Genomic DNA, 26,092 nt, shown 5'->3' with positions numbered 1-26,092 from the left:
AATCATCTCAATTACTGGAAGCGGTAGGGTGCTATTCTCAAATCTGAAACCTTATCAATTTGCCACTTTTCATTGTTTTTAATCATGGAAACCATAATGATTTGCTGTGTTTCCCGCCTTCCCAAATAAACTTTAACGCTGGCTCGTTCCTTACCGGATTTTATCATTTCGGCTTTAATTACTTTCCAATCATCGTAAGCATCTTGTGCTCTAATGATATAGACATATCCCAACCCAGGTTCAACACCATCGATTTTACAAACTGGATCATGCCTACCTTCACATATTTCATTTTTCTTTATTTCTTTATTGAACCTGGGAGTGACATATTTATTCATCATGGATTGAAATATTACAGCGTCAGGCGGAATCATTTTGAAATAAAAATCCATATACATAGAATAAAATTCTTTAGAAACCTGTGCTGGGCTTTCTTTATTATCAATTGCGGACCAAGTACTGAAATTTACCAGCAACAGCACAGCAATCAATAGAATATAAAATCTTTTGGAAATATTCATAAAATATCCAGATTAAACCATAAGTTTTATTAGTCATTAAAAGATTTGCTGCTCATTTTATTTTCCTGAATAATATCCGTCAGGTTGAAGTTCGGTGTTTCGTTGGGAATATTTGCGCCAGTACCCGGAACTAAATAGCTGGTCGTTTTCATAATGAATTCACCTTCAGAACCATGCTCAATCCCGTTCTTACTCAGCCTCAGGTAAGACCCGCCACCGTTAAGCGTCAGTGTTTCAGGCGTGCTGATAATAATTTCATCTTCACTGCTGGTCACCGTCAGCTGTTTTTCAGAAAACAGAGCCATCGTGTTGTGCTGCGCCTGGATCTCAATATCCCCCTGGTTGGCCACCACCTTCGCCCCCTCTTTATGTACGAACAGCCCCAGCGCCTTTTCCACGCTTATCGACAGATTTTTCATCGCACCGACATTAAGATGCTGACCTGCATTGATCATCGTATTGCGGGTGCTGCTGAGCTGAAGGTGTTCACCTGAAGTCAGGGCCACGCCCTGCGGGGCGCTCCCCAGCAGCACGGCTGACTGAAGGTCTTTGATTCTGTCGGTCACCAGACTCATCTGGGTGCTGATATCCGATACCAGCGCCCCGGCAGCTTCAGCCGCGCTGTTCAGGGCCTGCATCTGGCTGTTGGCCTGGTTTATCTGGTTAATCGCAGGCGCCATCTCCAGCACCGGGCCCTGCGCTTTGGTCTGGCCATCCGCCGTCAGGAACAGCCCTTTTGCCGCACGGACTGCGCCATGCTCATCCGTTCGCAGTTCAAACCCGGCACCGCGTTTTTCACGCTGGCCATTGACCAGATGGCCCATGTTCAGCTGCGTCTTGCCGTATTCCGTCGCGAGCTTGATATGCTCCTCGCCGCGCTTATCCTCCATCCGCAGCTTGTTGTTTGCCGGCGTGCGCCACACGTTACGCGTGTGGTTGTCGCGGGTGACGAGGTCCGGATGCTCCGAATCATGCAGGGCGTAGGCGATATACGGACGGTCAGGGTCGCCGCCGTCAAACATCACCGCGACTTCCGTACCGTCGAGAAGCGGCGAGTGGAATCCGTACGTATCACCGGCGTACGGTTTCGCCAGCCGCAGCCACAGGTACGCATAGCCCTGTTCAGCACTGCTCCGGTCGAAGTCCAGCCTCACCCGGTAGCGTCCGTCCGGGTCGAGCCAGGAATAGGTGTCGCCTTTCTGCGTGCTTTCCACCCGGGCCGGAAGTGAGCCGGATATCACCGGGCGGTTAAGCAGTGCCGGACGCCAGCAGACGGTTTCGCTGTAGGGGATACCCTCAAACGTCAGCGTAAAGCTGCTTTTGCGTGAACCACTGGTGCGCACCGTGGTGATGACAATACCGTCCTTCACGGCATCGGGTAACGTGCCGTCCGTTTCCAGCACCTGCCCCGGGGCAAGATGCGGGCTGGAGGAATGCCCGCTGACGCGGAACTGCGCGTTCAGGATGCGTTCATGACGCAGTCGGGCGAAGTATGCCCCGGTCTCTGCGCTTTCCGCATCGCCTGCCGTCAGGAAGGGCTCCGCGTAGTGGTACGTTTCCCCGGCAGTGATACCGTCCTTGCTGCTGATACTCTCAGCGCTGTCCTGAGGCGTCAGCGCCTCGCGGTAGTTGTAGTCCCGGGTGGCCACACTTCCGCTCACCACGTTGTATGCGGTCTGGATATCCCAGATGCTCTCCTGCCCGCTGTCGCTCATCCCGGCCGGGTTACGCAGCGGCAGCGTGACGCCCGTTTCATACTGCTGCTGGCTGTCCTGGAATATCACCACGTCCTGTTCGAGACGGCTGTCCATTTCAAAGCGCCAGTAAATGCCCACCTCTGCCAGCAGGCGCTGGATAAACGCCAGGTCAGTTTCCCGCCACTGGGTAATAAGCTCCCGGGACGGGTATTCCCGGGAGAGCCGGAACGCAAAATCGGGGCCTTCCAGACCGTGTTTACGCAGGACATGTTCAACCACGTCAGTAACCGACTGGTTGAGGTAAACCTCACTGCCTTTCGTCAGGCCAAGAAGCGCAATGCGGGGAACCAGCGTCAGGGCGTAACGGGTATCCTCATTCGAGGTGGACACGCGGCGAAACGACTCAACCACGCCATAAACCGTGCGGACCGGCAGCGCCGGCGTCCCGTCATACACCGGGGTCTGGAAGGTAAATGACGCCGGTTTCAGCAGCAGCCTGTCGCAGGCGATATCCGCAGAGGAGCAGGTGACGACCACGTCATAGCGCCAGGGCTGGCTGAGGGATTCCAACGCGCTGAAACGCAGCACGTCCAGATGTTCAGTGCAGCCGTGCACGTCAACGCGATAGCGTGACTGTCCCGGCAGTTGTTGTATCCGGTCGCCAGCCTTGCTTATCAAAGCATCGATCATGACGCCACCACTTCTGTATGCTCATCAAACGCCAACACAATCCCCTCTTCCTCATCCCAGCCGAGGGTAAGATGCTGCGGCTTCTGCCCCGCCGCCATGTGCGTCAGCAACTGCTGGCTCAGCACCGGCAGTATCTGCTGGTTCAGCAGGCTGTCGATGTTGCGCGCCCCGGTGTCCGGCAGCAGGCAGGCACCGGTCAGTGCGTCCAGCAGGCCGTCGGCAATTGTGGTCTTTATGCCGTAGTGGCGCGCCAGGCGCTTGCTCACCTGGTTCAGCTTCATCCCGACGATGGTGCGCATGGCGGCCTGTGTCAGCGGGCGGTAAATCACCGTCTGGAAGCGCGCCAGCAGCGCGGGCTGGAAGTGGTCACGCAGGATGGGGCGCAGCAGCTCATGCAGGTCCCCGTCGCTGGCCTCCGGCTGCTCATCCAGCATCTGCATCAGGTGGTCGCTGCCGAGGTTCGAGGTCATCAGTATGACCGTGTTGCGGAAGTCGATTTCGCGCCCCTCGCCGTCGCGCATGAAGCCCCGGTCAAACACCTGGTAGAACAGGTTCATCACGTCCCGGTGCGCTTTCTCGACCTCATCAAGCAGCACCACGCTGTACGGGCGCTTGCGCACCGCTTCGGTAAGAATGCCGCCCTGGCCGTAGCCGACGTAGCCCGGCGGGGAGCCCTTGAGCTGGCTGACGGTGTGCGGCTCCTGGTACTCGGAGAGGTTGATGGTTATCAGCGATTTCTCGCCGCCGAACAGCTCGTCAGCCAGTGCCAGCGCGGTCTCGGTCTTGCCGGTGCCGCTGGTCCCGGTCAGCAGGAACACGCCCTGCGGGCCGTTCTCCGGCGCAAGGCCGGTTTTGGCGGCGCGCAGGCGCCGGGCGATGGCGTTCAGCGCCGCGTCCTGGCCCACCACGCGCCTGGCCAGGTTATCCTCCAGGCTCAGCAGCTCCGTCTGCTCGTCCTTCATTAACGAGGAGAGCGGGACCCCGGTCCAGTCGGCAATCACCGTTGCCACGGTCCGGGCGTCCACGTCCAGGCCCAGCAGCGGGCTGCCGTTCTGCACGCCGGTGAGCCGCTGCTGCAGGTCCGCGATGTCCGCGTGGCGGGAGAGGTCCTGGCGGCATTCCGAGAGCTGTTTTGTGAGGTTCAGCTCTTCCCCGTACCGGGCTTCCAGGGCACCGAGGTCGCGGGTGATGCGGCTCTCCTCCTGCTCAATTGCCGCCAGACGTTCGCCGGACAGGGGGCTGCCCATGGCGGTATCTTCCAGCAGCGCCTGCTTCTCCATATCCAGCGCCGTGAGCTGCGCCTTCATCCGGGTCAGCGGCTCCGGGACGGTGTCGAGGCTCATGCGCACACGCGCCGAGGCGGTATCGAGCAGGTCCACCGCCTTGTCCGGCAGCTGGCGGCCCGTGAGGTAGCGTCTTGAGAGGGTGACGGCGGCGCGGACCGCCTCATCCGTGATGTGCACCCCGTGGTGCTGCGCGTAGCGGGATTTCAGGCCCCTGAGCATCAGGCAGGCGGTGTCGTCGTCCGGCTCGTCGACCTTCACCATCTGGAAGCGGCGCTCCAGCGCGGCGTCGCGCTCGAAGTACTGCTTGTACTCGCTCCAGGTGGTGGCGGCGATGGTCCTGAGCTCCCCGCGCGCCAGCGCGGGCTTGAGCAGGTTGGCAGCATCCGCGCCGCCCGCCTGGTTGCCCGCCCCGATGATGGTGTGGGCCTCGTCGATGAAAAGGAGAACGGGCAGCGGGGACTGCTGCACCGCCTCAATGATGTTTTTCAGGCGCTGCTCGAACTCCCCCTTCACGCCCGCCCCCGCCTGCAGCAGGCCGAGGTCGAGGGTGCGCACGGCGACGGGTTTCAGGCTCTCCGGGACGTTGCCTCCGGCAATGCGCAGCGCCAGCCCCTCCACCAGGGCGGTCTTGCCGACACCCGGCTCGCCGACCAGAATCGGGTTGTTCTTGCGCCGACGTGAGAGGATGTCCACCATCTGGCGGATTTCATTGTCGCGGCCGAACACCGGGTCGATTTTACCGTCGCGGGCGCGGGCGGTGACGTCGAGGGTGAACCTGTCCAGGGCGTTCTGCAGCGCCGGGCTGAGCTCCCCTTCTTTTATATCCGCATTCACCGGGCGGCCCACAAATTCAACCTCATCACTTTTGGTTAATTCTTCTTCCTGCTGCACTTCTTCCCGCTCGTCGGACTGCGTATCCAGCAGCCCGCGCAGGCGCGCAAGCTGGCTCTGCCCGGTGGTGGTCAGCGGCCACAGGCCGTCGCAGCGCAGGAGCGACGGCTTTTCCACTATCGCCATCAGCAGGTGCTGGCTGCGGATGTGCGTCTCCCCCGCCAGCGAGGCGTGCAGCCACGCGCCCTGCATCAGGGTCTGCAAACCGTCCGAGAGCTGCGGGCGGCTGCGCACCGAACGCGGAAGTGTCTCCAGGAATGCCAGCAGGTCCTGCCATATCGCCTCCATGTCCCACTCATAGCGGCGGGCAATCACCGTGATGTCTCCCTCGCCCTGCTCCAGCAGCTTCAGCAGCCAGTGCTCGGGGAGGATTTCCGCATGCGCGCGGGTCTGACACAGGGAGGCGGCCCCTTCCATCGCACGGGCGCAGTAAGGGTTAAGACGACGTAGCAGGATGGCTGGATTTTCCATGAGATTCTCTCTTTGTCAGTTCCGGGCACGCTACCGCCCCTCGCTGTTGACTTACCAAAGCGCATCAGGTCAGGCAGGCAGATTGTGTGTTCTTTGCTGAGCGTCCGCGGGGCAGGCGCTCAGCAAAAACGGCGGACAGGGGCCCCTGTCCGCAAAGACGATTACCCTAAATCATTCGTGTCGCAGGAAGGCGGCAAGTTCGCGAATCCCCGGGAGCATAGATAACTATGTGACCGGGGTGAGCGAACGCAGCCAACGCACCTGCGGCGCGAAGGATGACGGGTAATTAGGCAGTCGTGCGTTCGTTCCACGAATCGGAATGAATGATGTTGCCGTCTTTATAGGTCCAGGTGATTTTCTCGTAGCGCAGCTCAATCTGTTCCAGATGGTTGTGCTTCTCGAACGCCGGGTCCTTGATGTCGTGCATTTTTGGCGCAACCTTCACCAGCTTCACGTTTTCCAGTTTTGTGTTGAAGTACTCCACTTCCTGGCCCGCGTCGTTGATTTTGTACCATTTGAATTCAGCCGATTTCAGGGTCTGGCCGGTGGTCACCGCCTTGTACAGGTACGGGCTGGAGGAGTCGATTTCCTTGGTGAACAGGAACGGCGTGTGGATACGCGTGCCGGTCAGCTTGCCGGTGTTGTTGTCGGTCGGGATGTACAGGTTATGCTCCTGCGCCACCACTTCGATACTGCCCTCGCGGTCCTTAACGTCCACGGACCCTTTGATGTCCGCGCCGCCGTCGTCCTTCAGCCACAGATAAACAGGAATTGCCATGTTATTTCTCCATTTCATTTTTTAATGCGCCATCATCCTGCGATGACGCATGGGGGTTGCCCGGTAACTTACAGGCGTTCGCCTGCGGCACCAGGCTGATTTCGACACGGCGGTTCAGCGCCCGGCCTTCCGGCGTGTCATTGGTTGCGACAGGACGGCTTTCGCCGTAGCCCTGCACCGCAAAACAGCTCTCCGGCACGTCGCCGGTGTCACGCATCCAGTCGCGCACCGATTCCGCGCGCTTAAGGGAAAGCACCTGGTTGGATTTGTCGTCGCCGGTGCTGTCGGTATGGCCCGCCACCACAATCAGCCAGCCGGGCTTCGCCTTAATGCCCACCAGCGAGTTGACCAGCAGCTTCGTGGAACCAGGCTTCAGCGCCCATCTGCCGGTGTCGAACAGCGACATGCTGTCGAGGCGGACGATTTTGGGTATCGGTTCAGGTTTTGGTGCCGGAGGTGGGACCCAGGTATCAATGGCCTGCTGCAACGCCAGCCACAGGCGTTGTCCCGGGTAATAGCCCAGACTGTAACGGACCGGCTCTCCCTGCCGCTGCCAGCGCTCAAGCAGGAGCGCATCCTGTTTGAGTACCGCCAGCGATTCGGCTTTAGGGCCATAGTGGTTCATCGGGATCGCGTTCCAGCGCTGTAAATCGGTGCCCACCTGACGAATCAAATTCCGGTTGTTGAGCGCAGAAATACCCAAGGCCGTCAGGGCACACAGCCACATCAGCAGAACAAGACGGCGGGTATGCAGCCCTCCCTGCACCAGAGAGGCGAAAGGGGCCAGTAGCGGCAGAACAGCATCCGGGAAACGGCTGGCCGGAGCAGGCGAAGCAGTCTTCCGGGGAAACTGCAGGCAGGTCCGGGAATAGAGCCAGCCTGACCAGACGGACTGCACTTCAGGATTAACGGAACCCAGACGCATTGCCACGGCAAAGGCATGAACAGGAGGCGTTAACCGATCGGATTTCTCCAGCTCATCAAGCAGGGTATTGCGGATAAATAAAAATGCCTGACTGAGCACAGACAGCACTTTGACGTTCTCACCTTCCTGCTGCCAGTCAATGAGCGCCTGCGGCGAGGCATTGTCCGGATACACTACCGGTTTGTTTCCGTGTACGAGCACCCACGGCGTTTCAGGTCCGGAAAATTCGGCGCTGACAACAACCGGTAATGAAAATCCCGTAAGCGAATGTATCTGTTTACTCTGCTGGCGGAGGGTTTTCAGCGTAGCGCGCAGGACGGCTTCATCCTGGTGCAGATCAGGCTGGCAGACGTACATCACCGAGAGCTGGCCAACCTGTCTTGGGAACTGAACCTGAATGCTGCGGACAACGTCAGTTAAGAGAGAGACATCGCCAGCGCTCAGCCACCAGCCCTGCGCAGTTTTACGCAGAGGGCTTCCCTGAAATAACGCATCCAGTTGGTCGCCACACACCAGCACCACAGGCCCCTGATTGTCCAGTAATGGCAGATCAACGCTTTCGGCACTGGCGTCGGATTCAGGATCCCCACGTCGGCAGTTTCTTAAAACAGTCCAGCATGCCAGACCCACAAGCAGCAGCGTGCCCAGACCTTTCATCACATTCCCTCCCGGAATGAAAGACCAAAGCAACCACAGCAGCGTGGCGACGCCGACAAGCGTGTGCAGGACTATCGGGAAAATGACTGATTTACGCATTAGCCGTGCAGCTCCGGTAATTGCGCAGACAGCAGCGCCTGAAGCCACAGATGGCCTCCCCACCAGACCACACCCGTCATGATGATGGCCAGTACAATCCAGAACCAGACGGATCGCATCGGACTCCAGCGATGTTTACCCGTCCGATGGACAACCAGGGAGAGACCCGCATCTGGCGGAGAAACGCGCTCAGAAAGGGCTTTGACCACCTCATCCCGCTGCGCCTGGCTAACGGCTTTCAGGCTGTACAACCCCTGAAATCCCAGAGCGATCACCCGGTGATAGCAGGTCAGAACAGCTATATTGGGTGCTGGCTGGCGCAGAACTTCCGCGATGCGATCCCAGAGCGCTTCACCTGCTCGCAGAGACCCAAAGAAGCGGGCCTGTAGCGGAGCCCTGCGCCATGCCATCTGACCTTCATCGATGAATGTGTCTTCACCTTCTCCGATGTTTTCGGATTTACGGCTCATCACCGTCTCGTCCAGCAATGCGCATTGTGCATAAGAGATATGGTCCACGCTGGCATCGTCGTATCCGGCGCGCTCCAGCGCTTCACGCACGCTTTCAACCTGTTTTACACATTTATCGTAAAGCGCACTGCCATTGTAGGTAATGGCACCTTTCTTCAGCATGGTGACGGTGAGCCAGGTCTCCGTCATCAACTGGTCGATATCAATTTCCGTTCTCATGAGCGCAGCACCGCAAACAGTTCAAGCTCCAGAGCACCCAGCAAATCGGGCACGTAGAACATACACACCCCCTGCTCCTGCATTTCATGCGCAGCCGCGCATTCCATATCAAGTGCGAAGTACTGGTTTTCCATACGTACCGGCAGTGCGGCAGGAACCCTGTTTACCGGGATCAACGGGATACCCTTGAGTGCAGCCCCATAAATGACATTGACGTCATCAGGGGAGCCTGCCTGACAGAGAGAAGGAAACTTGTCGGCGATCTGCCAGGCCGGGATATCTGAACGTACGGAAAGATAAAGGTCAGCCTCTTCACGCAGACGGATATCGTGGAGGTTTGCCTTCCAGGTCTGTCCGTCCGGACGGGACATCTCCAGAGCGATAACGCGGGATGGCAGGCTTGCTTCCAGCAGTTCAGTGACCAAGTCAAAGAGTGAAGGAAAAGCACTGGACGGCTCTGCATGGTCATAGCCCGGAATCGCGTCAAGATCGTGTTCCAGCGAGAAGGTCAGCATGCTACCTGCCAGACGGGCGAGTTCAGCCCATACCTGTTCAGGCGGCCGTTCCGGGAACCGTTCATATTCCGTCAGAACTATGGCATGCGAGTTAAGCGCGTTAAGAAGCCAGAACAGAGAGACATCGGCAACCGCAAAGTCGGCGAGCCTTTCGTTACTTTCACGTCGCATGGTCATCAGCCGCTGGCGTCGGGAGCGCAGTTGGCGATTCAGCAGCACGAGACGTTCACGCAGAACCAGGCTGGCGGCAAATGACGCAACAGGAGGAATGAAAGACGGATCCTGCCGCCATGCGTTTTGCCCATCACGGATGAGTCTTGCTACCGGGCAGACTTTCCAGGCGTCATTATTTTCATGGGCAAACCGAATCGTGCAATTGAAGCGGGCAACCGCCATGGACTCTTCTTCAGAACCAAAGGCATCCTGCACGGTTACCCACTCTTCGCGATAGCGAAGTGGACGATCGGCAGTGGCCCCTTCCTGTTCCACGTTAATCACGCCAGGCTGCATATGAGGTAGTGCAATAACTACCGTTACAGTATCAAGACCCGCCAGTTGAGCAGGATCCAGCTCACGAGGAGCTGGCGGCAAATCGCTTCGTTGAGCATCAATCAGCGTACCGTCATCCAGCCACAGGCGTAACTGTGTAATCTGGATTAGGCCCGATGAAAGAAGGCTGTCGTTAAACGCGATCTTTTCCACTCCCCACGGAAAAGGAGAAACCAGTGCCGATACGCCGGCACTGCGAAAAGACTCCCACTCAGCCTGCTGCTGGAACTGCTGAGGGGACAGCAACGCCCCCTCGTTCCACAGTGGACGATGAATTTTCATCCCTGCTACCGCCTTACGCTTTCGCTTTCGGCATCTGGCTGACCAGAGACAGGTTCACGTCCATCCCTTCCACCTGGAAGTGCGGCACCGCATACAGACGCACGCGGAAGAAGCCCGGGTTGTCCTCGATGTCTTCCACCACTACCTTCGCATCGCGCAGCGGGTGTGACGCCTGCAGCTCGTCGCCCGGATCGGTCATTTCGGTCACCAGACCGCGCACCCAGGTGTTCAGCTCCAGCTCCAGCAGGCGGCGATCCTTGGTGGTGCCGATGTTTTCACGCTGGATCAGCTTCAGGTAGTGGGCAATGCGCGACAGCAGGAAGATGTACGGCAGACGCGCGTTGATGCGGCTGTTGGCGGTCGCATCGGCGGTGTCGTACAGCGCTGGTTTCTGGGCGGAGTTCGCCGAGAAGAAGCAGGCGTAATCGCGGTTCTTGTAGTACGACAGCGGGATAAAGCCGAGGTTGGCGAACTCGAACTCGCGGGTTTCCGGGATCATCACCTCTGACGGGATTTTCACCTGGTTACCGGTGCCCAGATCATACAGATGGATAGGCAGATCTTTCACCGCGCCGCCCGCCTGCGGGCCACGAATTTGCACGCACCAGCCGTTATTGATGAAGCTCTTCACCATATTGGAGGCGAAGGAGAACGCCGCGCTGGTCCACAGGTATTTCTCGTGATCCGGGCCCTTCACCTGCTCAACGTAGTTGAAGCTGCGCACCGGCACGGTGTCCGGACCATACGGCAGGCGCCCCAGCACGCGCGGCATCACCAGCCCGATGTAGCGGGAATCGTCGGTGTCGCGGAAGGATTTCCACTTGATGTATTCGGCGCGGTCGAAGTAGTTGCCGATATCCTTAATCGCGGCCACCTCTTCCATGGAGTCTTTCAGGAAGAATGCCGGGCCGACGGAGCCGATAAACGGCATGTGTGCCGCGGCGGAGACTTTGGAGATGTTGCGCAGCAGCGCGATGTCCTGCGGGCTGGCGTCGAACTCGTAAGAGGAGATCACCGAACCGATCGGCTCGCCGCCCGGGGTGTCGTACTCGGCGGTGTAGGTGTGCCAGTACAGGCCGCTCTGGACCAGCTCCGGCGCATCCTCGAAGTCCTGACGCAGATCGTCTTTGGAGACGTCCAGGATTTCGGTTTTCACGTTCTGGCGATAATCCGTGTTGTCGACCAGCTGCTGCAGGCCGCGCCACAGGGATTCCACCTTCTGGAACGCTTCATGGTGCATCACCGCGTCCAGCTGGCGGCTGATCTGATAGTCCAGTTCAGCGATGTGCTGGTCAATCAGCGTTTTGTCGAGCTTTTCAACCTGCTGACCGGACTTGCGGATGCAGTCCATAAAGACCTGCATCGCCGCGGTCAGACGTTCGCCCGCCGGGGCGTCAGACAGCGCGGCATCGTCCAGAAAGGCGTTGATATCACCCAGGCTGGACGCCGGGGCTAGGTTGATTTTTTCAAACAGGGAGGCGTAAACGCCGTCCTTCTCAAGAACCGTGGTTTGCCCCTGTGCCGGGCTTGTTTCAGTATTAACAGACATCAGCATTCTCTCTTTTAATCCATTAAAAAACGTGCACGCAGCTTATTTCGGGGCAAGCGCGCTCATTTCGTCGCGTAATTCCCGGGACAGCGCCGGGTCTTTAAGAATTTTCTCGAGTTCTTTTCTGAAAGTGGCGTTATCAAGAAGATTGGATTTAAGGTCGCGTAATAAATTACGCATGGCCAGCATGGCGCGAAGCTGAGGGATCTGGCGGGCAACCTGCTCTGGTTCGAAGTCTTTCATATCGGAGAAACGTAATTTGACGCTCTCTTCTGAACCGTCTCCTGCCAGCGTATTACGGACAGTCAGATTAACCTCTGGAGAAAATTCTGAGAGCACACTGTTGAAGTTATTCTTGTTGACGTTGATTTTTTCGCGTTCAGATAATGGACGGGACTCTTTGCCATTACTGAAATCACCAACGGTAAGGAGTTTAAGGGGCAGTTCGACTTTCTTTTGCGCGCCCCCGGTGTGTAAAGCCAACTTTAAATTAATGCGTGCCTTAGGCACTTCATTCTGGAACGTATCAGCCATAGCAGTCCCTTTCCTTAAGGAATGATTGTTAAACGAACGACGTTTCTTTACACAGCAAATACTAGAACAAATAACCACCCAAGATCAACTTGGCAGATCGATTATCTTCAATAGGATATTTCTTAAGAATTTTCCACTAAATGTAAACAAGAACTCATGCTTTCATAGCATTAAATACAAGAAATATTGACTACTTTTTTACATAAATGCCGAATTAATAGCCACAAATGAGACAAAGAGTAGATAAATAAAGAATATCGTCTTTTTTATTGATTTAAATCAATACGGAATCTCAATCCCAGCAACATCAATACTTAACAAAGATTTTAAAGAAAGTAATAATCACCTGATTCTGAAGTATGGCGCTACTCTAAAACAGTCCAATAATGGACTATATTCGGGTTTAAAATACCGTCTATCCCGGCTAATAGATACTTTTAAAAAAACACATTTCATCCATCAATGATTGATTCGCCAGACTAATATTCTTTATTTATATTTCAAAAGAGAGGAGATACCCGTACCTTTAGCCATTTATCGGGCTGCGATGAGGTGCGGGGTTCGATTATAAAGGTTTATTGATTGCAGCCTGCAAAAGCAGGATAAAAAAATCTGCATATGCTGACGCTTCTCTTTTAACATTATTTCTCAGATGAATTATTCTCTATAAAAATGAAAAATTCTGATTGATGGTATTTATCCACTTTCGCTCAGGATAGCCATTCCCAACCCCCTCCCCTGCCCTCAGGATCCACTTGCGCGATCGGGGTCTTGATCTCATTACAGTTTTTTCCTAGAGCCACACCGTTTCGTCTGTGTCACCCTTAATCACGCTCACAACCGAAACGTTAGATGAGGATATTATGAAAAAAACAATTATTGCACTTTCTGCCATTCTGCTGGCTTCCCCTGTTTTAGCGGCAACTACACATGCAACAGATGATACCGTAGCGGCCGCCCATGCTAACGCTAACGACGCGAAGCAAAAGCTGCATGAAGAGCAGAACAAGGGTGAAGAGCTGAAACTGAAGCAACAGCATGCCGCTGAAGGTAAGCGTGACAGCGTCGGCAGCAAGGTAAGCGAAGATTCGCAGAAAGCCTGGCACAAAACCAAAGAAGGTACCGAGAAAGGGTGGGATGCCACTAAAGAAGGGACCGAGAAAGGCTGGAATAAAACCAAACAAGGTGCCAGCGACTTAGAAAAGAAAGTCACTGAATAATTCTCTGTGAACCTAAAAGGCCGCGCCAGCGGCCTTTTTTATTTCTGCGAATAATCTTTCCGTTTTTATGCTTTATTTCTTAACGCTTAAATTTTCGTCCATAGCAGAAGATACAGTATGCACAGGAATATATTTAAAAAATGCGAACACACATAATATATCCTATAGCAGATAACTTTACCCTAACTTAAATATTAATTAAGCACCCATACAACATAGAACTGTGTTAAATAATCCCTAGAAAATTTGCGCCGGAAAACGCAGACAGATAATCATCCAACTCATTGTTTTACATAGATAAAAAACCCACAAATAAATAGCGTGTTTTTTATTAGCCATAAATTATTTAATTTCCCCTTCATTGTTTCTCGATAGCTTTACAGAAGCTTAATTTGCATATTAATCCGTTTGTAGCTATATCATTTTTACACCTAAATATTTATTTCCTTTATTAATAACAGGGTTTTGCCTATTACAGGAAATTAATCACGCAACGTAATCTGTTCTAAATAAATAGTTTCATTCTGATGTTGCCACTTTTCACGCTGGCGGGCATCGATCGCGCCGAAAAAAGTACGGTAAGCGCTGATTAAACATCAGCAGCTCTGCCGGGGGCGCGCTTGTCCCTCCACAAAGAGATGGCCATGTCTTATTTGCCGTCCATGACAACTCTTCTGGAGTAATAACAATATGAGCCAAATCTCTGTTATCTCAAAACTTACCGGCGTGGAAACAACAATGGAGGGCTCTCAGGTTACCCTGAGTCATTCCTCGATCGTGGAGCTTCATGTCGAGCGAGCCGATATTGCCAACTACGCGCGCAACGGCAACGATTTGGTCATTTCCCTTCACTCCGGCGAAGTGATTACCCTCAAGAATTTTTACGTCGCAGATGCGCAAGGCGTGAGCCAACTGGTGCTTTCCGAGAGCGACGGCGCGCTGTGGTGGATAGAAGATCCTACCGGGGCTGCCACGTATGAATCCATTGCGTCGACAGACGTATTGCTTGCCGCCTCGGGGAGCGAAACCGGTGGCGCAGCCGTCTGGCCCTGGGTGCTGGGCGGGTTAGCCGCTGCTGGCGGGGTGGCTATCGCGGCAAGTAGCGGTGGTGGTGGCGGCGGAGATGACGATAATAATTCAAATCCCGGTAACCCGGGCAATCCCGGAAACCCAAACAATCCGGATACCACGCCGCCTGATGCACCGACCGGCCTACAAATTTCAGGCGATGGTAAAACGGTGACGGGCAGAGCCGAACCCGGCAGTACCATCACGTTGAAAGACAGCGAAGGTAACCTGATCGGCACGGGTAAAACCAACAGCGATGGCACCTTCACCATTGAGCTTGACACGCCGCTCACGAATGGGCAGCAAATTGTTGCGACGGCAACCGATCCCTCCGGAAATGTCAGCCAGGAGGCGCACGCCACCGCCCCGGACACCACCGCGCCTGACGCCCCTGAGATTGTGCTGGTCAATGACAACGTTGGCTCTGACGCTGGCCCCGTCGGCAACGGCAAGCCGACCAACGATGCAACCCCTACGCTAAGCGGCATTGGTGAGGCGGGAGCGACCATCACCGTTTACGATAACGGCAAAGCCATTGGCACCACGAAGGTGGATGCCGAAGGAAAATGGAGCTTTACGCCCGCAACCGCGCTGGCAGAAGGTAGCCATACCCTTACGGCCACGGCGACAGATGCAGCCGGAAATACCAGCCCTGCCTCGACAAACGTCTCGTTCATCGTAGACACCCTGGCACCTCAGGCCCCCGTCATTACCGGCGTGACCGATGATGTCTCCCCCAATACCGGCGCTGTGGGTAACGGCGGCAGCACCAACGATCAGCGTCCAACCCTGACCGGTACCGCCGAAGCTAATTCCACCGTCACCATTTACGATAAAGGGATCGCTATTGGCACCGTGAAGGCGGATGGCAGCGGCAAATGGACATTTACCCCGGACATTACCCTGGGTGAAGGCAGCCATCAGTTCACCGTCAAAGCCACCGATGCCGCCGGAAACACCGGTGCGGCATCCGGCGCGTACACGGTGATCGTAGACAGCGTCGCCCCAACGGTGCCCGTTTTAAGCAGCGTGACGGACGATGTGGGCACCCTCAAAGGCCCGCTCACCAGCGGCCAGGTAACCGATGACACCCGTCCGACGTTCAACGGGACAGGCGAAGCCGGGACCATCATTTCCGTCTACGACAAAGGTGTCTATCTGGGTCAAACGACCGTTTCTTCCAACGGAACATGGGCCTCCACGCCGTCGGCCGATCTCGCTGAAGGGTCGCATCAGATAACCGTGCGTTCCACCGACGCGGCGGGTAACACCACGGCTGCGGGCGGGAGTTTTACCTTCACCGTCGACGTCACGCCACCCGCCACGCCGGTGGCCGTCATTGTCAATGACACCAGCGGCAGCATCGTGGGGGCGGTCGAGAACGGCGGGCTAACGGATGAAACGCGCCCACGGCTGAGCGGTACAGGTACCGCGGGCGACACCATTACCATCTACGATAACGGCCAGCCTATTGCCACCGTTCCCGTCAGCGCGAACGGAACCTGGAGCTACACGCCAACGGGCGCTCTGGCCGAAGGGCCGCACGCCATCACCGTGCGGGAAACCGACCCGGCGGGCAACCAGAGCCAGCCGTCACAGCCGATCAACTTTGTCATTGATACCACCCCGCCCGAGCCGCCTCAGGTCGAGCCGATGGCCGATACCGGGATCTTCGTGACCGGCATAGCGGAAGCGGGCAGCACGGTCTTTATCTATGACGGCACCACGTTAATTGGACAGGGGATCGCCGGCACGGACGGACGCTATTCCGTTCGCGTGACGCCAGCGCAAACCGATGGCAAAACGCTGACCGCCGTCGCCGAAGATGCCGCCGGTAACCTCGGCAACGCCACGACCTTCACCGCCAGTAATTCCGGCTTCCCGGACACGCCAGTAATCATCCGCGTGGATAATGATAACGGAGACGACCCCGTCTCCGTCGGTTTCGGTCAGGCGACCAATGACAACACCCCGCTGATTAGCGGGACGTCGGCACCGAATGCCAGCATTACCCTGTATGACAATGGCGTACTGCTTGGCACCGCGCTGGCGAATGGCAGCGGTGAGTGGAGCTTCCCCTCACCGATCCTGCTCGATAACACGCACGTGATAACCGCAACGGCCACCACGCCAGCGGGCACCAGCGGTGATTCCATCTCCTTTACCGTGATTATCGATACCGTTCCTCCCGTTGCGCCTGACGATGTTGACGTTGTGGCGAACGGGACTCAGGTCACCGGCAGCGCCGAAGCAGGCAGCACCATCACCGTAAAAGATGCTAACGGCGTGACGATAGGCACGGGCGTCGCCGGAAACGATGGCAGCTTTACGGTGTCCATCTCCCCGGCACAAAAAAATGGCGAAACCCTGAACGTCACCGCGACAGACAAAGCAGGTAACGGAAGTCTCGCCACCCCGGTTGAAGCCCCGGACAGCACGGCCCCGAACAGCCCAACCGGTGTGGTCGTTGCGCCTGACGGAGGAAGTATTTCAGGTAGCGCTGAACCAGGCAGTACCGTGACCATTAAAGATCCAGACGGCACGACGGTCGGCGAAGGCCCTGTCGGCCAGGATGGTACATTCACCATTCCATTAAGCCCGGCGCAAAATAATGGCGAAGTGCTCGACGTAACGGCCACAGACGGTACCGGCAATATCAGCACACCGGCGCAAACCACAGCCCCGGATACCACGGCACCTGATGCCCCGTCGGGTCTGACCGTTAGCCCGGATGGCACCACCCTGACCGGTACAGCAGAGCCAGGCACCACGGTGACGGTGAAACAGGGCACCACCACCATCGGCACTGGCCCGGTTGATGATGCGGGTAACTTCACGGTCACCCTTAATCCGCCGCAGAAAAATGGCGAAACCCTCGACGTTAGTGCCAAGGATCCTACCGGTAATATCGGCGATTCCACCCCGGTCAACGCACCGGATGTTACTCCGCCAGCGGTGCCGGTGATTGTCTCCGTGGAGGATAACGTTGAAGCGAATACGGGCCTGCTCGGCAATGGCGTGACAACCAATGACAACACCCCGCTGCTTCGTGGAACCGGCGAGGCTGGCTCGACGCTCTCGATCTTCGATAACGGCAGGCTTGTCGATACGGTCCAGGTCGACGGAACCGGAAACTGGAGCTTCACGCCACCGGCGCTGGCCGAGGGCGGGCACATCTTTACCGTTTCAGCAGCCGATACGGCCGGGAACAGCAGCGGCTTGTCCAACAGCTGGAGCATCACGGTAGACACCCAACTGCCTGCCGCACCGGTGGTCAGCAGCGTGGTGGACGACGTCGAAGGCGTGACCGGGGCGCTGACCAGCGGTCAACAGACTAACGATAACCGCCCAACGCTCAACGGCTCCGGCGAGCCGGGTGCGACCATCACCATTCTCCTCGATGGTAATCCGCTCGGGACCGCAGTGGTGGGGCAGAACGGCGCTTGGGTCTTTACGCCGCCTGCCGACATTCCTGATGGCAATTATGTTCTGACAACGGTTGCCACCGATGCTGCCGGGAACCAAAGCCCGGCCTCCCCAGGTTTTAACCTGAACATTTTCACCGACGCACCGTCGGTACCGGTGATCGAGTCGATTACCGACGACGTTGGGCCAGTGACTGGCGGCCTGACTGACGGCGCAGTCACTGACGATTCTTCGCCTCTGCTGCAGGGGACCACCGATCCGGGCACCACCATTACCGTCTTCGACGGGGCGAACCCTATCGGCACTGCAACAGTGAACGGCACTGGCCAGTGGACCTTCACACCATCCTCTCCCCTGCCCGACGGCACACATTCGCTGACCGTCGTCGCCACCAACAGCGCGGGGACAACGACCACCTCGGATCCCATCGTTATCCGGGTGGATACGCTGGCCCCGGATACGCCGGACGCCCCTGCCGTCACGGTGAATCCGGACGGTTCAGAGGTTACGCTCGGTTCAGGCGATATTACCCGTGATACCAACCCGGTGCTGTCTGGTACCGGCACCGAAGGCGATACCATCACCATCTATAACGGGAACGAAGCTCTCGGCACCGTGGTGATCCCGCCGGGCGGCGTCTGGACCTGGACCCCGCCGGGTGGGTTAGACGATGGCACATATAACCTGACGCTGACCGTCACCGCGAAGGACGGGGCTGGTAACGAAAGCGCGCCGTCACAACCGGTTTCGATAACCATTGACACCGAAGCACCGGATGCACCAACTCCGCCAACCGTCGTTGATAACGTCAACGAGGTGACGGGGCCAGTCACCGCAGGGGACAGCATCAACGATCCGCGTCCGGTACTGAGCGGAACCGGCACGCCAAACGATGTCATCACCATCTTCGACAGCGTGAACGGCGGTGCAACCCAGCAGATTGGGGTGGTCACCGTCGGGGCGGACGGCAACTGGACGTGGCGTCCTGACACGCCGCTGGGCAATGCGCAGCATGCGATCACCACCACCGCCACCGATGAAGCCGGTAACGTCTCTGTTCCGTCTTCGGATATCACCTTTACCGTGGATACCACGCCACCCGTCACGCCGGTCATTACCGATGTCGCAGGCGTTGCTACCGGGGGAGCAACCGATGATGCCACCCCAACCCTCTCCGGGACGGGCACCACCGGCGATCAGGTGATTATTTACAATAACGGCGTCGAAATCGCGCGCGTGGTCGTTAACGCTGGCGTCTGGACATACACGCCAGACACCGCATTGCCAAACGGCACGCTGAACCTCACCGCTTCATCGATTGATGCGGCGGGCAACGTCAGCGGCACCAGCCCGGTCTACAGCGTGACGATCGATACCGTTGCGCCAACGACACCGCTGGTGGATAGCGTTTCCGACAGTAATCTGGTCGGCGGCGTTCACTACACTCAGGACACGGCACCGACGCTGAGCGGGACCGGTGAACCGGGTGCGACCATCACGGTCAGCATCGACAATACGCCATCGACCATCACCGCCGTGGTTCAGCCGGACGGCACCTGGACATGGTCACCCGATCCTGCGCTGGCGAATAACACCTCTCACACTCTCGTGGTCACCTCCACCGATGCGGCAGGCAACCTATCGGGATCGACCACCGTTACCCTCAACGTGGACAATCTGCCGCCGAGCGCGCCTGCCGACCTGGCGCTGACGGAGCAAGGCACGCCGCTTACCGGTACGGGTGAAGCCGGTTCAACCATCACTGTCCGCGATGGCACCACCGTTATCGGCACCGGGGTTGTGGGGCAAGACGGGACCTTCTCTATCGCCCTGACGCCTGCGCAAACCAACCCAACCACGCTGGAGGTCACGGCCACCGACCTCGCCGGTAACGTAAGCGCTGAAACGCCGTTCACCGTCGACGACGTGCCGGACCTGCCGGCTATCCCGGTGATCGCCACCCTGATTGACAATGAAGGCCCGGTCACGGGCGATGTGAAAGGCAGAAGCTCCGATGACACCACGCCAACCCTGAACGGCACCGCCGTCGCCGGGAGTACCGTCACCCTTTATCTCGATGGTGTGTTACTGGGCTCCGTGGTCGCAGACGCCACGACCGGCGCATGGAGCTACACCCCGACCACGGAACTGACGGAAGGATTACACCGCTTCGAGGTCACCGCGACGGTGGACGGGCAAACCAGCGGCCTCTCTCCGGCTGCGACGGTCACCATCGATACCACCGCGCCTGCGGCACCGACAATCGGTGCCGTAACGGATGATGTGGGGCCGGGAACCGGGCCACTCACCACCGGCCAGGCAACCAACGACGACCGTCCAACCCTCAGCGGTACCGCGACGCCTGGCGACACCCTTTCGGTTTACGATAACGGCAACCTGCTTGGCACCGTCGTGGTGGGCGCAACCGGCGCGTGGAGCTTTACGCCACCGTCTGCGCTCAGCAACGACACCCACTCTCTCACCGTGCGCGCCACGGATCCGGCGGGTAATCAGGGGCCAGACTCCGCTCCGTTTGTGGTTATTGTCGATACCGTGTCGACGACGCCGGTCATTACGGGCGCGGAGGATAACGTCGGGACGGTCGTCAACGTGCCGAGCGGCGGCACGACGAACGATGCCACGCCGTTGCTCTCGGGAACCGCCGAAGCGAACAGCACCATTGCCATTTTCGAAGGCGGCACGCAGATTGGCACCGTACTGGCCAACGCCAGCGGCGCATGGAGCTTTACGCCGACGTCACCGCTGACGGACGGAACCCACACCTTTAACGTCACGGCCACCGACCCACTGGGCAACGTCAGCTCATCATCGAACCAGTACACCGTGATCGTCGACACCGTGGTGCCCGATACGCCTGTGCTGACCGCCGTCACGGATAACGTTCCCGGCGGCGTGAATGGCGCGCTGACGTCAGGCCAAGTCACAAACGACAGCACCCCAACCCTGACCGGCACGGGAAATAACGGGGAGACGATCCATATTCTCGATAACGGCACGGAAATCGCCACCGTGCAGGTGGGCAGCGACGGCACCTGGACATGGACGCCAGACACCGCCCTGCCGGAGGGGCCGCACAGCATTCGCATCAACGCCAGCGATGCCGCAGGCAACGTTTCGGCGAATACACCGGCCTTTGTTCTGACGGTGGATACCGCGCCGCCGGTTGCGCCAACCCTCACCAGCGTGCTGGATGATATTGGCCCGGGCACCGGTGCGTTAGTCACCGGCTCCACCACCAACGACACCCAACCGACCCTGAACGGCACCGGGGAAATTGGTTCCACCATCCATATCTTTGATAACAACGTCGAGATTGGTACCGCCGTGGTGAACGCCTCCGGCACGTGGACCTTTACCCCCACCACGCCGCTTGGCGAAGGGCCGCACGTTCTGGGCCTGACGGCGACCGACCCGGCGGGCAATACCAGCACCGGCACCACCCTGTTTAACCTGACGGTCGATACCCTGGTCCCTAACGCGCCGGTGCTCAACACCGTCACCGACGATCAGCTGCCGTCGACCGGTACCCTGACCAACGGCCAGGCAACCAACGATCCTCAGCCGACGCTCGCCGGGACTGCGGAAGCCAACGCGGTTATTCGCATCTACGATAACGGCGTGGAGATCGCTCAGACCCGCGCGGATGAGACCGGTAACTGGACCTTTTCACCCACGCTGGCCAACGGCAGCCACACGCTGACGCTGACGGCAACCGATGCCGCGGGCAACCTCAGCCAGCCGTCGACCGGGTTCACAGTGGTAGTGGATACCGTTGCGCCGGTCGCGCCGATTATCAGCCAGGGCGTTGACGATGTCGGCACCCTGACCGGCACCTTCGGCAGCGGACAAGTCACCGACGACACGCTGCCGGTGCTCAACGGAACCAGCGAAGCCAACGCCGTGGTGCGTCTGTTTGAGAACGGCATACAGATCGGCCAGACCACCGCCGGGGCGGACGGCTCCTGGACGATTCAGCTCACGACGGCGCTGACCACCGGCCCGCATACCATTACCGCAACGGCGACCGATGCGGCGGGCAACGTCAGCACGCCATCGGGGGACTTTGTCATTAACATCGACACTACCCCGCCAGCCGTGCCTGTTGTCACCTCGGTGGTGGACGACGTGGGCGCGACGGTTAACCTGACCAACGGCCAGGTGACCAACGATGCTCTGCCGACCCTCAACGGCACCGCAGAGGCCGGCGCAACGGTGAACATCTACGATGGAACCACCCTGCTGGGCAGCGTGGTCGCCACCGGCGGGAACTGGAGCTTTACCCCGACCACCGCGCTGGGGGACGGCTCTCACACCCTGACCGTCACCGCGACCGACGCAGCGGGTAATGTCAGTGCGCCAACCACCGGCTTTGTTATCGTCGTGGATGCCTCCGCGCCAGCCGCGCCGGTCATCAGTTCCATCGTGGACGATGTTGGCACCGTAACCGGAGCCATTACCGGCGGTAACCCGACCAACGACACCCGTCCGACGCTCAACGGCACCGCTGAAGCCAACGCAACGGTGAGGATCTACGATGGCACCACGCTGGTTGGCACCGTCACCGCCGATGCCAACGGCAACTGGACGCTGCCGCAGACCAGCACCACGCTGACCGAAGGCCAGCACAACTTTACCGCCACGGCGACCGATGCCGCAGGCAATACCAGCGCGGCATCACCTGTCACCTCGATCACCGTTGATGTGACACCGCCAGCACTGCCTGTCGGACTGGCTGTTATTACTAACGGTACACACGTAACGGGCACCGCCGAAGCGGGCAGCACCGTCACCATCACCACCAGCACCGGGACGGTACTGGGTACGGCGACGGCGGATGGCAGCGGCAACTTTAACGTGACCATTGCTCCGGCACAGACCGGGGGCGAAACGCTGCTGGCGTTTGCCACCGATAAAGCGGGTAACGCCGGTGCCAACGCCTCGGTTACGGCGCCGTTCACCACCCTGCCGAACGCGCCGGTGATCGCGACCATTAACGATAACGTCGGTACCGTGACCGGCAATCTGACCAACGGCAAAACCACCGATGACACCACCCCGACCCTGAGCGGGACGGCGCAGCCTAACGCTACCGTCACTCTGTATAACAACGGCGTGGCGATGGGGACCGTGGTTGCCGACGGTGCCGGGAACTGGACGTTCACCACCCCGGCGCTGAGCGAAGGCTCCCACGCCTTTACCGCCTCGGCATCCAACGCGACGGGCACCGGTCCGATATCTGGCGCCACAACGGTGATTGTCGACGTTACCGCGCCGACTCAGCCTACCGGCACCTTTAATACGGACGGCAGCGTGTTGACCGGCAACGCCGAAGCGGGCAGCACCGTGACCATTCGTCTGGCGGATAATTCGACGGTCACGACTACCGCCGACAGCAACGGGAACTTTACCTATACCTTCCTGAATAAGCAGACGGAAGGCCAGACGCTGCAAATCACCGCCACCGATGCCGCGGGCAACGTCTCCCCGATCGGTTCAGCGCTTGCGCCGGTCGTACCGCTGTCGGCCAGCACTAACGTCGAAGAGCTGGAGTTGAGCACCACGGCCACGGTGACGAACGCGCAGTACAACGACTACGGCTTCCTGCTGGTGGGCGCACTGGGCAACGCGCTGACGCTGCTCGGCAATGACACTGCGCAGGTTGGCTTCACGGTGGGAAGCGGCGGCAGCGCGGATATCTCCGTCAATGCCAACGCCACTGGCGCGGTGCTGTCACTGCTCAACACCCTTGAGCTGGTGGTGCAGCGTTTCGATAGCGTGAATAACACCTGGACCACGGTGGTGGATACCGGACAGCCGCAGTTCGCAGACCTGCTGACACTAGGCGCAACCGGCGTCTCCCTGAACCTGGCCGGGCTTGCCAACGGTCAGTATCGCGTGCTGAGCTACAACACCAACCTGCTGGCGACCGGCTCCTACACCAGTATTGATGTGGCGGTGAAAGAGACCAGCGCAGGCACCGTGACCGGGGAAACCAGCCTCGGCGGGAACGTGATTCTCGATACGGATCCTACAGCCGGCAGCGATAACGCCCCGGCGGGAACCACGGTTAGCGCGGTCACTAACTCTCAGGGCGACACGGTCAACGTCACGGCGAACGGCACCGTCATTCAGGGCCTCTACGGTACGTTAACCATCAACCTTGACGGGACCTACACCTACAACCTGACCAATACCAGCGCCTCGGTGATTGGCCGGACAGAGAACTTCACCTACACCATCACCCATAACGGTGTCAGCGCCTCGGCGAATCTGGTGCTGTCCCTGGGTGCAGGCACCACCGCGAACAGCATTGTGGCCGTCGATAACACGGCGTCGCTGACCTACGACACCACCGTGCATGAGATCAATAACGGTACCTCGTCGCAGGGCGGCTTTACCGTGGTGGGGGTTAACCTTGGCAATACGCTCGGCCTGAACCTGCTGGATGACCTGAGCAATCCGATCATCTACAGCGTTGAGGAAGGCACCACCCGTACCATGACCATCCAGGCCTCTGTTGGCGGCGTGGCGCTGGCCTCGGTGTTTGACCTGTATATCTACAAGTTCAACGATGCGACCCAGACGTTTGAGCAGATGCGCGTTCAGCCGGGCTGGCTGCGTGCGCCGCTGCTGGGCGGAACCTCGTCTCAGCTGACGCTGAACCTGCCGTCCGGAGAGTATCTGTTCCTGCTGAATACCGCCGCGGGGATCACGGCGCTGACGGGCTATACGCTTAACGTGCTGGAAGACCACGTCTACAGCGTCTCAAGCGTGGGCACCAGCACCACCGGTAACGTGCTCGCAGACGATATTGCCCCATCCGGCACCGTCGTGTCTGACGTGAACGGCGTTGCGGTGAACAACAGCGGCGTAACCAGCATTGTCGGGGAGTACGGCACGCTGACCATCAACGCATCCGGGCAGTACACCTACACCCTGAAAACGGGCGTCGGTGCGGATCATATCGATACCCCGGATACCTTTGTTTACACCATTACCGCACCTGGCGGCGCAAAAGATACGGCGTCGCTGAACATCACGCCAACCGCTCGGGCGATGGACGCGGTGAACGATGTCAGCCAGGTTCTGGACGTCACCTCGGTGCACCATACCTCGGCCTACTCGGACACCACGGTGGGCACGGCGAGCTGGAACGCCGCCCTGCTGGCCCCAACGTCGGGCAGCGGCAGCGGGACCTTCGTGGTCGATGCCAATACCGCGCTGCATAACGTGGTACTGCACTTCAACGTCGCCTCGCTGCTGACGCTGGGCGGGCTGACCGTGAACTGGACGATCTCCCAGGGGGGGACCACCCTGCGGACCGGATCGTTCGGCGGCGGGCTGCTGCTGGGGGGCAATGCGGATATCGCCGTGACCGGTCTGGATCTTAACGCGGGCACCTACACCCTGAGCTATACGGGGAGCATGCCTGCACTTGGGCTGGGCGGCGTCACCATCACCCCGAGCGTCACCGGGACCACCTACTCCCTGAGCCAGTTCGACGCCACCATCGGCCACACCGTCAACGGTAATATTTTTGACGGTACGGATTCCGCCGGGGCAATGGATCAGCTGCACTCGGTGGATACCCGCCTGAGCGTGACGGGCTACAACGGCGTAACCACCACGCTGGATCCGTACACCGGCAGCGCCACCGTCAACGTCGTCGGTCACTACGGCACGCTGGCGATTGCGGCGGACGGCCATTACACCTACACCCTCAACGCCGGGGTGTCGCTCTCCACCATCACCTCGAAGGAGGTCTTTAACTACACCCTGACCGATGCGGCCGGTAAGACGGACAGCGCCACGCTGACCATCAACATGGCACCGCAGTTCATCAGCTCTGAGCATAACGACGTCATCACCGGTACGGCTTACGGCGATACGCTGATTTATCAGGTGCTGAACAACACGGTGGGCAACGCCACGGCGGGTAACGTCAACAGCACGGCGGGCGATCACTGGACCAACTTCTCACTGGCGCAGGGAGACAAGATCGACATCGGCGATCTGCTGGTGGGCTGGAACGGCAGTGCCTCTACCCTGGGTAACTACCTGCATGTCACTAATAGTAATGGCAATACTGTGATCTCCATCGACCGTGATGGTGCAGGGGGCACCTACACTAATACCACGCTCGTTACGCTGGACAACGTTCAGACCACCTACGACGAGCTGGTAAACCAGCAACACATCATTACCTGATAGCACCTGCACCAAA

Annotated in this window: 11 protein-coding genes; 2 read left to right on the top strand and 9 right to left on the bottom strand. The window is 58.5% G+C overall.

The window, feature by feature from the left end; all coding sequences use genetic code 11:
* Positions 1–11: 11 nt before the first annotated feature.
* From ACWKX3_RS19390 to tssB, 9 genes are all read right to left on the bottom strand, one after another.
* Complete coding sequence (locus tag ACWKX3_RS19390) at positions 12–521, bottom strand: DUF3828 domain-containing protein (protein ID WP_337285606.1); 510 nt, start codon at positions 519–521, stop codon at positions 12–14.
* A 29-nt stretch (positions 522–550) separates the two neighbouring features.
* The gene (locus tag ACWKX3_RS19385) at positions 551–2,908 is read right to left on the bottom strand and encodes a type VI secretion system Vgr family protein (protein ID WP_454542240.1); all 2,358 of its coding nucleotides are present in this window, start codon (positions 2,906–2,908) and stop codon (positions 551–553) included.
* On the bottom strand, positions 2,905–5,556 hold the full coding sequence (tssH, locus tag ACWKX3_RS19380) for a type VI secretion system ATPase TssH (protein WP_454542239.1): 2,652 nt from the start codon (positions 5,554–5,556) through the stop codon (positions 2,905–2,907). The genes ACWKX3_RS19385 and tssH overlap by 4 nt, the downstream gene beginning before the upstream one ends.
* A 286-nt stretch (positions 5,557–5,842) precedes the next feature.
* Entirely contained in the window at positions 5,843–6,334 is a 492-nt protein-coding gene (hcp, locus tag ACWKX3_RS19375) for a type VI secretion system effector Hcp (RefSeq protein ID WP_006178104.1), read from the bottom strand.
* Between the two features lies 1 nt (position 6,335).
* Positions 6,336–8,015 carry an OmpA family protein gene (locus tag ACWKX3_RS19370; protein ID WP_454542238.1) on the bottom strand — a complete coding sequence of 560 codons (1,680 nt, stop codon included), beginning with the start codon at positions 8,013–8,015 and terminating at the stop codon, positions 6,336–6,338.
* Positions 8,015–8,704 (bottom strand): type VI secretion system protein TssL, short form, encoded by a 690-nt coding sequence (gene tssL, locus ACWKX3_RS19365; protein WP_454542237.1) that lies wholly within the window; start codon positions 8,702–8,704, stop codon positions 8,015–8,017. The genes ACWKX3_RS19370 and tssL overlap by 1 nt, the downstream gene beginning before the upstream one ends.
* Positions 8,701–10,050, bottom strand: coding sequence for a type VI secretion system baseplate subunit TssK (gene tssK / locus ACWKX3_RS19360; protein WP_454542236.1), 1,350 nt, complete (start codon positions 10,048–10,050; stop codon positions 8,701–8,703). Before tssK ends, tssL begins: the two co-directional genes overlap by 4 nt.
* 13 nt (positions 10,051–10,063) lie before the next feature.
* Complete coding sequence (gene tssC, locus ACWKX3_RS19355; protein WP_454542235.1) at positions 10,064–11,599, bottom strand: type VI secretion system contractile sheath large subunit; 1,536 nt, start codon at positions 11,597–11,599, stop codon at positions 10,064–10,066.
* A gap of 42 nt (positions 11,600–11,641) precedes the next feature.
* A complete protein-coding gene (tssB, locus tag ACWKX3_RS19350) occupies positions 11,642–12,133 on the bottom strand; it encodes a type VI secretion system contractile sheath small subunit (RefSeq protein WP_088208393.1) in 492 nt (163 codons plus the stop codon).
* Positions 12,134–12,996: 863 nt separating this feature from the next.
* On the opposite strand from tssB, the gene ACWKX3_RS19345 reads away from it, so the two are divergent.
* Positions 12,997–13,353: a hypothetical protein gene (locus ACWKX3_RS19345; protein ID WP_058608476.1), complete on the top strand. Its 357-nt coding sequence runs from the start codon at positions 12,997–12,999 to the stop codon at positions 13,351–13,353.
* A gap of 690 nt (positions 13,354–14,043) precedes the next feature.
* The gene (locus ACWKX3_RS19340; protein ID WP_454542234.1) at positions 14,044–26,076 is read left to right on the top strand and encodes a BapA/Bap/LapF family large adhesin; all 12,033 of its coding nucleotides are present in this window, start codon (positions 14,044–14,046) and stop codon (positions 26,074–26,076) included.
* Positions 26,077–26,092 lie beyond the last annotated feature (16 nt).

It is taken from the genome of Enterobacter sp. UPMP2052 (assembly GCF_053709675.1).
The sequence above is the reverse complement of the archived record's forward strand: the minus strand, read 5'-3'. Positions and strand labels throughout refer to the sequence as shown.

What these genes read in the sequence shown, in the direction of transcription:
- tssL (WP_454542237.1), bottom strand. Translation starts at nt 8,704, where the DNA reads ATGAGAACGGAAATTGATATCGACCAGTTGATGACGGAGACCTGGCTC.
- tssH (WP_454542239.1), bottom strand. Translation starts at nt 5,556, where the DNA reads ATGGAAAATCCAGCCATCCTGCTACGTCGTCTTAACCCTTACTGCGCC.
- ACWKX3_RS19345 (WP_058608476.1), top strand. Translation starts at nt 12,997, where the DNA reads ATGAAAAAAACAATTATTGCACTTTCTGCCATTCTGCTGGCTTCCCCT.
- ACWKX3_RS19385 (WP_454542240.1), bottom strand. Translation starts at nt 2,908, where the DNA reads ATGATCGATGCTTTGATAAGCAAGGCTGGCGACCGGATACAACAACTG.
- ACWKX3_RS19340 (WP_454542234.1), top strand. Translation starts at nt 14,044, where the DNA reads ATGAGCCAAATCTCTGTTATCTCAAAACTTACCGGCGTGGAAACAACA.
- ACWKX3_RS19390 (WP_337285606.1), bottom strand. Translation starts at nt 521, where the DNA reads ATGAATATTTCCAAAAGATTTTATATTCTATTGATTGCTGTGCTGTTG.
- tssC (WP_454542235.1), bottom strand. Translation starts at nt 11,599, where the DNA reads ATGTCTGTTAATACTGAAACAAGCCCGGCACAGGGGCAAACCACGGTT.
- hcp (WP_006178104.1), bottom strand. Translation starts at nt 6,334, where the DNA reads ATGGCAATTCCTGTTTATCTGTGGCTGAAGGACGACGGCGGCGCGGAC.
- tssK (WP_454542236.1), bottom strand. Translation starts at nt 10,050, where the DNA reads ATGAAAATTCATCGTCCACTGTGGAACGAGGGGGCGTTGCTGTCCCCT.
- ACWKX3_RS19370 (WP_454542238.1), bottom strand. Translation starts at nt 8,015, where the DNA reads ATGCGTAAATCAGTCATTTTCCCGATAGTCCTGCACACGCTTGTCGGC.
- tssB (WP_088208393.1), bottom strand. Translation starts at nt 12,133, where the DNA reads ATGGCTGATACGTTCCAGAATGAAGTGCCTAAGGCACGCATTAATTTA.